This is a genomic window from Ruegeria arenilitoris (assembly GCF_013035315.1).
Classification (GTDB): Bacteria; Pseudomonadota; Alphaproteobacteria; order Rhodobacterales; family Rhodobacteraceae; genus Ruegeria; species Ruegeria arenilitoris_D.
On sequence record NZ_WQHP01000001.1, the window covers coordinates 551,861 to 564,859 of the forward strand.

The following is a 12,999-nucleotide window of genomic DNA, read 5'->3' on the forward strand; positions in this document are numbered from 1 at the left end:
CTGGAAATACGAAAATTAAACACCCCTACTCTGCTGGCGGCGGAGATGGGATCAGCTCATCCAGAAGAGAACCCGCTTCGTAGCCAAGCAAGTCGACCTCCATGCGACCCGGATCCCCAAAGGCCCAAGCGCCCACAAGACGCTGCATTTTCTCATAGCCCACAAAGTCGGCCATTGCCTTGTTGCCATGCGCATGTTCGGCGAACATGACCTGACCCGCCTCAACTTTCTGAGGCATCACGCGTTCCAGATACAGCTCAACGACATTGATCCCCGTCACGTTCGAACCGCCGTGATGGACGACATATATTTCGTCCCAGACGTCGTCGCTGACCGAGGCGCGCGCGTCGGACACGGCCTTATGTAACGAGTTTAGCTCGGCCCATGCCGCTTTGCGCATATTGGCCGCCCAGACCGGGCGCATTTCATTGATCGCGCTGGAAACGTCCTGCCGCGTGAGCGTCCCGCGCTCGACTGCCCCGTTCACAAAGCTTCGAGCGGTCTCAAGCATCTGCCGCTGCTGGGCAATCTCTTCCTTTGGCAGGTCAAGACCGCCAATCGCGGCCAGCAGCGTATCGATTTCTTGTGAGATGGACGTAAAATCCTGCTGCCAGCGCGGGCTTTCAGCGTCTTCGTCTGGCCAAGGCGTGACCGCGCCGATAATTCCAAGAAGAACGTGGGACGTGGATTTGAATATGAGGTAGTTTGGCGCGTCTCTCGGGAACGACTTCTCGTCTGTGTCGGTCATGACGGTCACGTCCTTGGCGATAATCATGACCGGTCGGCTTTCCGCCGTCAGAGCATCCTGCCCCCGGTGAAAGATTGACAGCATTGCTTTGTCAAAGGTTCCAATTGCGTCCATGGCCTTGCTCTGATCGGCGTGAACACCTGGCGGGACCAGAAATACTCCTAAACAGGCCAAAACGAACACTTGGATCAAACGATCAACTAAAAACGGCTTCATTTTACCCCCCGTAAATGACGCAATCGGTATTATACACGCGCCGGGGAGATTTCGCGAAATCCACGCCGCGCGCTCGGTTACCTGCGATTTCGAGCACCTATCAGTGAAAGCGGGGTTTTGCTGGTCGATTACATAAGGTAGACGGGCGCGCAGACAGTTACGCGGATACGGAACATGGCTCGGATTCTCATCACCTCGGCGATCCCCTACATCAACGGGATCAAACACCTCGGCAACTTGATCGGCTCGCAATTGCCTGCCGACCTGTACGCACGTTATCAGCGTGGCCGGGGGAATGAGGTCATGTTCCTGTGCGCCACGGATGAGCACGGCACACCTGCCGAGCTGGCCGCTGCAAAAGCTGGCAAGCCGGTCGCCGAATATTGCGCCGAAATGCATGGGGTTCAGTCCGACATCGCAAACCGCTTTGGGCTGAGCTTTGATCACTTTGGCCGCTCGTCCAGCGAACAGAACAAGCGTCTGACCCAACATTTCGCTGGCAAGCTGGATGAAGCTGGCCTGATCCGAGAAGTGAGCGAGAAACAGGTCTATTCCAACGCCGATGGCCGTTTTCTGCCCGACCGCTACATCGAGGGCACCTGCCCCAACTGCGGATACGAACGCGCGCGCGGTGACCAGTGTGAAAACTGCACCAAGCAGCTGGACCCAACCGACCTGATCAACCCACGTTCGGCCATTTCAGGATCGACCGATCTGGAAGTGCGCGAGACCAAGCACCTGTATCTGCGTCAGTCGGCTATGAAGGACCAACTGGACGCTTGGATCGACAGCAAGACCGACTGGCCCATCCTGACGACCTCAATTGCCAAGAAGTGGCTGCATGACGGTGACGGCCTGCAGGATCGGGGTATCACCCGTGATCTGGACTGGGGCGTACCCGTCAAGAAAGGCGAACAGGACTGGCCGGGCATGGAGGGCAAGGTCTTCTATGTCTGGTTCGACGCGCCGATCGAATACATCGCCTGCGCCAAGGAATGGGCAGATGCCAATGGCAAGACCGATGCGGATTGGGAGCGTTGGTGGCGCACCGATAAGGGTGCCGATGACGTGCGCTATGTGCAGTTCATGGGCAAGGACAACGTGCCGTTCCATACGCTCAGCTTCCCGGCCACCATTCTGGGATCGGGCGAGCCGTGGAAGATGGTCGACCACCTGAAATCGTTCAACTATCTGAACTATGATGGCGGTCAGTTCTCGACCAGCCAAGGTCGCGGCGTGTTCATGGATCAGGCGCTGGAAATTCTACCCGCCGATTACTGGCGCTGGTGGCTGCTGAGCCACGCGCCGGAAAGCAGCGACAGTGAGTTCACTTGGGAGAACTTCCAGCAATCGGTGAACAAAGACCTCGCCGACGTTCTGGGCAACTTTGTTAGTCGGATCACCAAGTTCTGCCGCTCGAAATTCTCTGAGGCGGTGCCCGAGGGCGGAGCCTATGGTGAGCGTGAGCAAGCTTTGATCGAAGAACTGACCAAACGCGTCCGCGCCTATGAAGGGCACATGGAGGCAATGGACGTTCGCAAATCCGCACAGGAGTTGCGGGCAATCTGGGTCGCCGGCAACGAATATCTGCAGGCCGCTGCGCCTTGGTCGACCTTCAAGGAAGACCCCGAGCAAGCCGCTGCGCAAGTGCGTTTGGGCCTGAACCTGATCCGTCTTTACGCTGTGCTCAGCGCGCCGTTCATCCCCGAGACGACTGCCAAGATGCTGAGCGCGATGAACACGCTGGACACAAGCTGGCCCGAGGACGTGGCAGCCGCGCTGGACGCCCTGCCCGCTGGTCACGAGTTCTCAGTGCCGGATGTGCTTTTCGCCAAGATCACCGACGATCAGCGCGAAGACTGGCAGACCCGCTTTGCCGGAACCCGCGACTGATCAATCGTTCCGATCGGGATCAAGGACGGAGGCCACACGGCCTCCGTTTTTTTGTGCAGCGTGGAAATATCCGACTTTGCTCCAAAACACCGCCCAGATTTGACGTAAGCCTCGCTGCAAAATGGAAAATTCCCGCCTGCTGCGACCGCGACACGCATTCAAGAAGCTTGAGCTATATCGTCAAAACGGCCATCCTGCCTGAGAATTAAAACGACTCGTCGGGCCATTCCGGTGGCCTAGACGCAAAATCCTTGAGTTTAATGAGGCGCGTGCCATGTCCCTTGCAATCACTAACTCCTTTTTCCGACACAGAGGTCCGGCGCTGGCAATTGCAGCGTTTGCCAGCCTAAGTGTCAGTTATGCAGCGCTTGCGCAGGACCAAAGCGATGCGCCGCCGCCGAAAGTGTCGATTGCAGCCGCCTATACCCAAGAGATCACCAATGAGGCCGTGTTCATCGGGCGCGCCGAAGCCATCGACAAAGTCGACATCGTAGCGCGTGTAAACGGGTTTTTGGAAACTCAGGAAGTACAAGATGGCGCACTGGTCGACAAAGACGACCTTTTGTTTACGATTGAACCTGATCTCTACGAAGCGACGCTTGAAGCCCGCAAGGCTGATCTGGATCGGGCGGAAGCCAATCTGGAACTAGCCAAAGTCGACCTCGCCCGTAAGGAAGAATTGTACAGGCGTGACGCCACCCCGGAATCCGAACGCGACATTGCTCGGGCGAATGAGCTGGTCGCCGAAGCCGAAGTAAAAGCCGCGCACGCAGCAATCCAACAAGCCGAACTGGACCTCAGCTACACCAAGATTCACGCGCCCTTCGCCGGTCGAATTGGCCGGGTTGAAACAAGTGTCGGCGATGTGGTTGGGCCAACAAACCCTCCGCTGGTCAATCTGGTCAGCGAAGCCCCGATTTATGTGAATTTTTCGCTGAACGAAAAGCAGTTCACGTCGGTTCTTGAACAGTACGGCGAAAGTGCCGCGTCGCTGGCTGAAAGCAACAAGAGCCCGAATGTTCATCTGACTCTGCCCAATGGTACCGCATTGGATGAAACCGGTGAGATCGTCTTTGCGGACAACCGTATTGATCCTCTAACAGGCGCGATCACGGTACGGGCGGAGTTTCCAAACGCCGAACGGTTGATCATCGACGGTCAGTTCCTGAGCGTTCAGATCGAAGCTTTGGAGCCCACCCTTCAGGTCTTGGTCCCGCAAGCTGCGTTGCAACGGGATCAGCGCGGTGAATTCGTTCTGGTGGTCAACGACAAGCAGATGGTCGAACAGCGCTATATCACGACAGGTGACGTCGTCGGCACGGCAATCATCGTGAAAGACGGTCTGCGCGAAGGTGAAAGCGTGATCGTCGAAGGCCTGCAGCGGGTTCGTCCCGGTGTCGCGGTGGATGCTGTCGTAGCATCTGAACAGCCGGGAGAATAACGGATGTTCTCAGCCCTGTTCATCAGCCGGCCAAAGCTGGCGCTTGTCATTTCGCTTGTCCTAACGATCATGGGCGGCATCGGCTATTTGGTTCTGCCGGTCGCCCAGTTCCCTGACATCACCCCACCCGTAGTCAGTGTGACGACCACCTATACCGGCGCAAATGCCGAAACCGTGGAAAACACCGTCGCCGCCCCGATCGAGGCGCAGGTCAACGGTGTGGACGACATGATCTATATGACGTCCACCTCATCGGATAACGGCTCGTATTCGCTGAACATCACGTTCGAGGTCGGCACTGACCCTGATATCGCGTCGGTCAACGTGCAGAACCGGGTGGCGCAGGCGATGTCATCGCTGCCGTCCGAGGTGACTTCGTCCGGTGTGGTCACGCAAAAAGCGTCGACCAACATGCTGTTGCTGGTCACTTTGACTTCACCGAACGAGACATATGACAGTGTGTTTCTGTCAAACTATGCCTCAATCAACCTGAAAGACGCGCTGGCCCGTGTTCAGGGCGTGGGTAAGGCCGACGTTCTGACCAACCTGGAATACGCAATGCGTATCTGGATGGACCCGGACCAGATGGCGGCTCTGTCCATCACTCCGGGTGACGTGATTAGTGCCATCCGTGAACAAAACGTGGAAGTTTCGGCCGGTTCTATCGGTGCGCCTCCGGTGCCCGAGGGGCAGACCTTTCAATACACGATCAAAACCAAAGGCCGCCTGACATCCGCTGCTGAATTTGGAGACATCGTCATTCGTACCGGCGATGCGGGTTCGATCGTGCGGGTCAAGGACATTGCGCGGGTCGAACTGGGCGCGCAATACTACGCGGCGTCGGGATATTTCGACAGTGTTCCCGCGACTGTCATCGGTATCTATCAGGCCCCCGGCGCGAATGCGCTGGCGGTGTCCGAACGTGTAGAGGCCGAGCTTGAGCGTTTGTCGCGCACTTTCCCGACGGACGTAGAATACTCTGTCCCCTTCAACACAACGGACTTTGTGGAACAGTCCCTGAATGACGTGGTCTCGACCCTGATCCTGACATTCATTCTGGTGATCTCGGTTGTGTTCGTCTTCCTTGGAAGTTGGCGCGCGACGATCATTCCAGCGGTTGCGATCCCGGTCTCACTGATCGGGACATTCGCCTTCCTGCTGCTGTTCGGTATGTCGCTGAACACGATCTCGCTGTTCGCCCTGGTTCTGGCGATCGGGATCGTGGTGGACGACGCCATCGTTGTGGTGGAGAACGTCGAACGGATTATCGCAGAGGAAGGGCTTCCCCCTGCGGAGGCCACGCGCAAAGCCATGGGGCAGATCACCGGTCCGGTGATTGCGACCACGCTAGTTTTGCTGGCGGTGTTCGTGCCTGTGACCTTCATGCCCGGCATCTCGGGGCGGTTGTACTCACAGTTCGCCGTTACGATCTCGACCGCGGTTGTGATCTCTTCCATCAACGCGCTGACCCTATCGCCTGCATTGTGTGGATTGGTTCTGAAGGCACGTTCCGGCCCGCCCAAAGGGCTGTTGGCTGTGTTTGAGAACTTTATCGGCACCATCCGCAGCGGTTACGTCGCCATCGTGCGCAAACTTCTGATCCTACCGATTGTCGGGTTGGGTATGATCGCAGCCTTCGCCGTAGGCACCGGTACGATCATGTCCAACACGTCCAGCGGTTTCCTTCCGCTTGAGGATAACGGCTATCTGTTTGTGGACATCCAGCTGCCCGATGCGGCGACCCTGGAACGGACCGAGGCTGTGTCGGCCCGCGTCGACGAACAGATTCAACAGATCCCGGGCGTTTCCAGTACCGTTCTGATCAACGGCTTCTCGTTGCTGAACGGCACAATCACCAACGGCGCTGCGATCTTCGTCAACCTTGATAACTGGGACCTGCGGCAGGAAGACGACCTGAGTGCAAACGCCATCCTCGCCAAGGTTCTGGCCATCGCGAATGGCGAGTCCGCAGCCTCGATCGTAGCTTTCAACCCGCCGCCCATTCAGGGTCTGGGTATGTCGGCCGGTGTTGAGATGGAGGTTCAGCAAACCGGTGGCGGCTCGCCCCAGGATCTGGCCTCTGCGGTCGGTTCCTTTGTGTATTCGGCCAATCAGCGGGCAGAAATTGGCCAAGCCTACACGACCTTTCGAGCCAACGTTCCGCAGCTTTTCGTGGATCTGGACCGGGAAAAAGCCAAGACGCTACAAGTCTCGGTGGCCGAGGTGTTCCAGACCATGCAGGCACAGCTGGGTTCATACTACGTGAACGACTTTAACCTGTTCGGTCGGGTCTATCGCGTGATGATCCAGGCGGATGGTTCTTATCGCGACAATGTCGAGGATATCTCGAACCTCTATGTCCGTTCGACCAAGGGTGAGATGGTGCCTCTGGGTACTCTGATCGACGTCGAGAACGTGCTTGGGCCGGTTTTGCTGAAACGACACAACCTGTTCCGTTCGGCGACTGTGACGGCGGTTCCGGCCCCCGGGCTGTCCACCGGTGACGCGATCACAGTGATGACCGAGGAATCTACGACCGCCCTGCCGCCCGGCTACGCCTTCGAGTGGACCGGGACAGCGCAGCAGCAATTGGCATCCGGCGGGCTGGTGATCGTGATCCTCGGGCTTGCGATCCTGTTCGGTTATCTGTTCCTTGTGGGCCAATACGAAAGCTGGACCTTGCCGGTGTCGATCCTGCTCTCGGTGATCGTCGCCCTGTTCGGAGCGGTGGCCGCAGTGGCCATCGTGGGCAGTGACATCAACCTTTATACGCAGATCGGGATGATCATGCTTGTGGGCCTGGCATCCAAGAACGGTATTCTGATCGTGGAATTCGCGATGGAGCAAAGAGCCAAGGGGCTGTCTGTCAAGGATGCCGCGGCCGAGGCTGCTTATCAGCGTTTCCGCGCGGTGATGATGACCGCCCTGTCCTTCCTTTTGGGTGTTGTTCCACTGTTGGCCGCAAGTGGCGCTGGCGCTGCCAGCCAAAAGGCCATCGGTGTTGCCGTGTTCGGCGGGATGCTGGCGGCCACCTTGGTCGGCGTGATCCTGGTGCCGGTCCTTTACGCCCTGCTGCAAGGGCTGCGGGAATGGATCAAAGGCACCAAGGACGATCCAGGACCAACCGAGAAAGCAGCGTAATCAGATAAAAGCCCCGCCAAATCGGCGGGGCTTTTTACTGGAAAGGTTCAGGTTCTAATCGCGCCCTGTCGCAAGGACCACTTTCAAAGCGTCAGTCAGCATCGGTTGAATGATTTCACTTTCGTCATCCGCCAAGGCATCGGCCCCAATGGAAACGCGACCGACGAACATACCTGAGATAATGCTCAGTACTACTCCGGCTTTTTGTTTCGCGTCTTCGCCGCCAATCAGCGATGAAAGTTCTTCGACCATTGGGTTTCCCAGTTTGTCGCGAACCACATCTTGCGCAGCTGCGGACCCGGATGATTTGATGGCAACAACCACCGGGTCAAAATCGCCCTGCGACCCGGCTTTGGCCAAAGCGATGTCGACTAAGGCTGCGACCATCTGATCCTGCGACAGGCCGACAAGCGGGCTCAGATCAATGCAGGCTTCCATCACTGTTTCAAACAGGCCGATTTTTGATCCGAAATAGCGGTTGATCAGGGCGACATTGCACCCCGCATCCGAGGCGATCTTTCGCGTACTGGCGCTTTCGTACCCGGCTCTTTGGAACTCGACGCGGGCGGCAGCCACAATTGCATCCTTTGTCGCATCCGAATTGCGCTTTCTGGCACTGCTCTCGATCTGTTGTTTTGCTTCGGCACTCAAGTAATCACCTGTTGACTTACGATCCCACCCCGATGTAATCACATGCTTACACAATGGATCGCCAAAACGCAAAGAGCCAGAAACATGACCGATGTCATTAAAATTATTGATCATAGTGACCGGGTCGAACGTCTGTTTGAGCCCTATCGCGAGGCACTGGGCGATGACTATCTGGCCTATCGCGGCCACGTTTATCGCGTGATCACCTTTGCGATGCACTTTCTGGACGGCGATGAAGAGGCGCGCCCAATGGTCGAAACCGCGCTTGTCTACCACGATATCGGGCTGTGGACGGAACACGACCTTGCATATCTTGAGCCATCAGAAGCGCACGCGCTGGCTGACAACGAAAAGTACGATTGGGGCCTTGATCCACAGTTGCTCAAGGATGCCATCCATTGGCACCACAAGGTGTTTCCGTATCGCGGGCCGAACCAGCGCATCGTCGAAGCTATCCGCAAGGCGGATTGGATCGACGCCACCGAAGGAAAAATACGCAAAGGATTAACAAAGGCTCAGGTCAAAGCAGTTCAGGATGCAATCCCCAGCTATGGCTTTGCGGATGTCCTGCAAAGGCTTGCCGGCGACCTTGGCGGTAACAAGTTCAGCGGCAACCTTCGCGTATTGCGCCGCGTGTTCAAGTGGTAGCCCCGGTCATTTAGTCAAGACTTAAATCCAACCTTTAATTCAGGTCTCCAGAACGTATCATGCCCTCGCCGCGACGGGCGCGCTGTAGGTATCCATCCAGGCCTGAATGCGCGCGATCTGCTCGTCGCTGAGCCGCAGGCCCATTTTGTTTCGGCGCCAGACCACATCCTCAGCCGTACGGGCGAATTCCTTGTCGATCAACCATGTAAGCTCCCGCGCGGTCAACGTCGCACCGAAATCTTCACCCAGATCTGCCGCTGCCTGTGCGTCCCCAAGCATCGTCTTTGCTTCGGTCCCATAAGCACGGACCAACCGTTCGGCCCAAGGGCGATCGAGGAACGGATAGGCTGACAAAAGGTCCTCAACCAAGCCCTGCACCCCATCAACCGGGAAGTCCCCACCGGGCAACGCGACGCCCGCAGTCCAGGGACCGGGCAGATTGGGGAAGTGCTCCGCCACCTTGTCCAACGCGCTTTCAGCCAGCCGCCGGTAGGTAGTGATCTTGCCGCCAAAGACGTTCAACACCGGGGCCCCACCCTGCGCATCTACTTTAAGCGTGTAATCCCGTGTTGCCGCCGTCGCGCTGCTGGCCCCGTCGTCGTACAGAGGGCGCACGCCGGAGTAAGTCCAGACGATATCATCGCGCGTGATCGGGTTTTTGAAATACTTCGAAGCGAAGGCGCACAGGTAATCCTGCTCGGCCTCGGTACAAACTGGCAGCTCTTCCGGGTTCGGATGGTCCTGATCTGTCGTCCCGATCAGGGTAAAATCACGCTCGTATGGAATGGCGAAAATGATGCGCCCGTCCTCACCCTGGAAGAAATAGCATTTGTCGTGGTCGTAAAGTTTGCGGGTCACGATATGGCTGCCGCGCACAAGACGAACGCCCTCGCGAGAGTTGATCCGGATTTTCGTTTGGATGATGTCTCCAACCCACGGACCACCTGCGTTGATCAACATCTTGGCCTGCACAACGCGCGACTCGCCGCTTTGGCGATCCCGGATCGTGATCTGCCACAGGTCATCGACGCGCTCGGCGGAAAGGACCTCGGTCTGCACAAGGATTTCGGCGCCCCGCGCCTCGGCATCACGGGCGTTCAGCACGACCAACCGCGAGTCTTCGATCCAGCAATCGGAATATTCATAGGCCGTTTGAAACTTGTCCTGCAGCGGCCCACCCTCGGGTGCGCTGCGCAGGTTCAGCGCGCTTGTTCCCAGCAGGATTTTTCGCCCGCCCAGATGGTCATACATGAACAATCCCAAGCGGATCAGCCACGCTGGACGCCGACCGCGCATCCAGGGCATCACCGTGCTAAGCAACCGCGAAGTCGGCGTTTCGGAATCGAACCGCATATCCTTGTGATACGGCAGCACAAAGCGCATCGGCCAACTGACGTGAGGCATCGCGCGCAGCAGCGTTTCGCGTTCGATCAACGCCTCATGCACAAGACGGAACTCGAAGTACTCAAGATACCGCAGCCCGCCATGAAACAGCTTGGTCGACGCCGATGATGTCGCCGAAGCCAGATCGTTCATCTCGGCCAGTGTCACCGACAACCCGCGCCCGGCAGCATCGCGCGCGATGCCACCACCGTTGATCCCACCGCCAATGATGAACAGGTCCGTGACCGTATCGCTGTGCCGTTCCATATCCGGATGATTCTCTGTGCTGGAAATATCGTGGGCATTAACCCGGCATTGGTGCGTTTCGTCAATGTTTGCTTTCGTTTTTTTTCGCAATTTGCTCTGCAATTGTTAATTTTTGTCTCAACGGCCCGTCATAGACTTGTCAAAATCGAAAAATAGAACAAAAACGAACACAACCAACGCTCGGAGCCCCAAATGTCCCTCTCCTTTCGCCAGTCAGATATCCTGAACATCGCCCAGCAGGACGGTCGCGTCATGGTCGAGGATCTGGCAGCCCAGTTCGGCGTGACTGTGCAAACCATTCGCCGCGATCTGTCTGAATTGGCGGATATGGGAAAGCTTGACCGCGTTCACGGCGGTGCCGTCATAAGGTCAGGCGTCTCGAACATCGGGTACGAGGATCGACGTGCCCTGAACGAGGAGGCCAAAGCAAGAATCGCCGCTGCCTGTGCCCGCGACATTCCGGACGGGGCTTCAGTTTTCATGAATATCGGCACTTCGACCGAAGCTGTCGCACGTCAGTTGTTAGGGCACAAGGACCTGATGGTGGTCACCAACAACATGAACGTCGCCAATATTCTGGTCGACAACACCGATTGCGAAATCGTTGTTGCGGGCGGTGTGTTGCGCCGCTCGGACGGTGGGCTTGTGGGCAATCTGACGGTCTCAACCATACGGCAGTTCAAGTTTGACTATGCAGTCATCGGATGCTCTGCCCTCGACACGGATGGCGACCTTTTGGATTTCGATTTTCAAGAGGTTCTGGTCAGCCAAACCATACTTGCGCAAACCCGGCGCACCTTTTTGGTTGCCGATCATTCGAAATTCCAACGCGCCGCCCCTGCCCGCATCACCTCATTGGCTGAGGTAGACACGTTTTACACCGACCATCCTGCTCCAGCCGACCTGAACGACCGCTGTCGCGATTGGAACACGGCCTTGCGTATTTGCGGCTGATCAACCCTCGGAATCACTGCTTTCGTCACGGCACAACCAATAGTTGGCCACAAATAGATTGACGAACCGCCCACCAGCATTTGAGGATAAGGTAACCTTCCCAATCGGAGGCAGGAAGATGGGGTTACTTGGGCAGCCGCTGGGCTACTACGACTATCTGACTTTTGTTGCATTGATTTTGCTGCTGGCCGCTGTCATGGCGCTGTTCTTGTTTGTCATGGGATTGCCGGGCCGCATCGCGATCAAGCGCAACCACCCGCACGCCGAAGCGATCAAAATCATGGGATGGATGGGATTCCTGGCAATCGTGCCCTGGGTCCATGCATTCATCTGGGCGTTCCATGACGGCACGGTCGTCGATATTCGCCGCATGCCTGATGATGAACGAGAAGCCGTTCGCAAAGAAATCAAACGGTTGGGCGGCGAGTTGACGGAGGAATACCGCGACCCGCTTGACCCGGACGAGACGCAGAAAAGCTAAGGCCAAAGGAACCACAGACTATGTTCGTCGCCCTCGGCATTACGCTGTTCTACATCATTTTCGTCTGGTTCATCTTCTTCAAGATGCAATGGCTGAAGTTCAACATCATGTGGGGCATTGTGTCCTTCTGGGTTGGCGCGCATCTACTGCTGATCTTTCTGGTCGCCCTGCGGTTCTTTCAGCCTTTTTCCATCGACAGTCATGTGGTTCGGTCCACGATCCAGATCGTCCCCCGCCTGACCGAACCGACTATCCTGTCCGAGGTTCTGGTCGAACCCAACACCGAAGTCAAAAAAGGCGACCCGCTTTACCGGTTCGATGACACCGTCTTCAAGCTTGAGGTCGCAGAAGCCACAGCGCAGCTGGTCGCGGCCGAACAGAACGCTAAGATTCTGGAACAGGACGTCATCGCTGCATCCGAGGCGATTGAACGCGCCAACGCTCAGCTGGCCTATGCCCTGACCCAACAGGCGCGGTATGAAAACCTGGTGCCTGCAGGCGGCGCGCGTCAGGACGAACTGGATCGTTGGAACGAACAGGTCACCGAAGATCAGGCGCAGGTCAAAGAGGCTGGGGCCAATTTGGAAAAGGCGCAACTGGCGCTGGATTCCCAGATTGACGGTGTGAATACCGGCATACTTCAAGCGCAGGCGCAGTTGGACAAGGCCCAATATTTCTTAGACAACACCACCATTTACGCCCCCGAAGACGGCATGATTGTCTCTCAGCAGGCCCGCCCGGGTCTGGTTGTGGGCGATATCCGCTTGGGCGCGATTGCCAGTTTCGTGACAAAAGACAACCCCTATATTCTCGCTACTTACCGGCAGCAGAACCTAAAATTTGTCGAGGTCGGCCAGCCTGTCGAAGTGGCGCTTGATTTGTATCCCGGCGAGATTCTGACCGGCAAGGTCGAGGCGATCTGGTGGGCCACCCGTCAGGGCCAATACCTGCCCTCGGGCCGCCTGCCCGGGTTCGAACTGCCCAAGCTGCCGGGGCGTATTGCCGTGCAAATCTCGGTAGATATTCCCGACGGGCACACGTTCCCCGCCGGTGGCCACGCGGCTGTGGCGATCTATACCGGGCAAGGCAAAAGCTTTGAGTTCCTGCGGCGCATCAACATCCGGCTTTATTCTTTCGCCAACTTCATTCGACCATTGGATATTTGAGGACGCAAAT

The 12,999-nt window shown here is 57.1% G+C and carries 10 protein-coding genes; 7 read left to right on the top strand and 3 right to left on the bottom strand.

The genetic code is table 11. The features are described from left to right. Positions 1–25 precede the first annotated feature (25 nt). Complete coding sequence (locus GOV53_RS02720; RefSeq protein ID WP_170464117.1) at positions 26–964, bottom strand: hypothetical protein; 939 nt, start codon at positions 962–964, stop codon at positions 26–28. Positions 965–1,138: 174 nt separating this feature from the next. Between GOV53_RS02720 and metG the strand changes: the two genes are divergently transcribed. The 3 genes from metG to GOV53_RS02735 all read left to right on the top strand — a co-directional run bounded on the left by metG (position 1,139) and on the right by GOV53_RS02735 (position 7,439). Further along, the gene (gene metG / locus GOV53_RS02725) at positions 1,139–2,857 is read left to right on the top strand and encodes a methionine--tRNA ligase (RefSeq protein WP_170464119.1); all 1,719 of its coding nucleotides are present in this window, start codon (positions 1,139–1,141) and stop codon (positions 2,855–2,857) included. A gap of 274 nt (positions 2,858–3,131) precedes the next feature. Continuing rightward, complete coding sequence (locus tag GOV53_RS02730) at positions 3,132–4,298, top strand: efflux RND transporter periplasmic adaptor subunit (RefSeq protein ID WP_170464121.1); 1,167 nt, start codon at positions 3,132–3,134, stop codon at positions 4,296–4,298. Positions 4,299–4,301: 3 nt separating this feature from the next. Further along, on the top strand, positions 4,302–7,439 hold the full coding sequence (locus GOV53_RS02735) for an efflux RND transporter permease subunit (protein WP_170464123.1): 3,138 nt from the start codon (positions 4,302–4,304) through the stop codon (positions 7,437–7,439). Between the two features lie 54 nt (positions 7,440–7,493). Here the strand turns inward: GOV53_RS02735 and GOV53_RS02740 are convergent, their stop codons facing one another. Then, a complete protein-coding gene (locus GOV53_RS02740) occupies positions 7,494–8,015 on the bottom strand; it encodes a TetR/AcrR family transcriptional regulator (protein WP_170464125.1) in 522 nt (173 codons plus the stop codon). Between the two features lie 159 nt (positions 8,016–8,174). Here GOV53_RS02740 and GOV53_RS02745 point away from each other — a divergent pair, with 159 nt between their 5' ends. Then, positions 8,175–8,738, top strand: coding sequence for a phosphohydrolase (locus GOV53_RS02745; RefSeq protein ID WP_170464127.1), 564 nt, complete (start codon positions 8,175–8,177; stop codon positions 8,736–8,738). A 57-nt stretch (positions 8,739–8,795) separates the two neighbouring features. Here the strand turns inward: GOV53_RS02745 and glpD are convergent, their stop codons facing one another. Then, positions 8,796–10,388 (bottom strand): glycerol-3-phosphate dehydrogenase, encoded by a 1,593-nt coding sequence (glpD, locus tag GOV53_RS02750; protein WP_170464129.1) that lies wholly within the window; start codon positions 10,386–10,388, stop codon positions 8,796–8,798. A gap of 192 nt (positions 10,389–10,580) precedes the next feature. Here glpD and GOV53_RS02755 point away from each other — a divergent pair, with 192 nt between their 5' ends. From GOV53_RS02755 to GOV53_RS02765, 3 genes are all read left to right on the top strand, one after another. Continuing rightward, positions 10,581–11,342 carry a DeoR/GlpR family DNA-binding transcription regulator gene (locus tag GOV53_RS02755; RefSeq protein ID WP_170464131.1) on the top strand — a complete coding sequence of 254 codons (762 nt, stop codon included), beginning with the start codon at positions 10,581–10,583 and terminating at the stop codon, positions 11,340–11,342. Positions 11,343–11,460: 118 nt separating this feature from the next. Beyond that, a complete protein-coding gene (locus GOV53_RS02760; protein WP_170421513.1) occupies positions 11,461–11,823 on the top strand; it encodes a DUF3302 domain-containing protein in 363 nt (120 codons plus the stop codon). Between the two features lie 20 nt (positions 11,824–11,843). Next, positions 11,844–12,989: an HlyD family secretion protein gene (locus tag GOV53_RS02765; protein ID WP_170421516.1), complete on the top strand. Its 1,146-nt coding sequence runs from the start codon at positions 11,844–11,846 to the stop codon at positions 12,987–12,989. Positions 12,990–12,999: the final 10 nt, after the last annotated feature.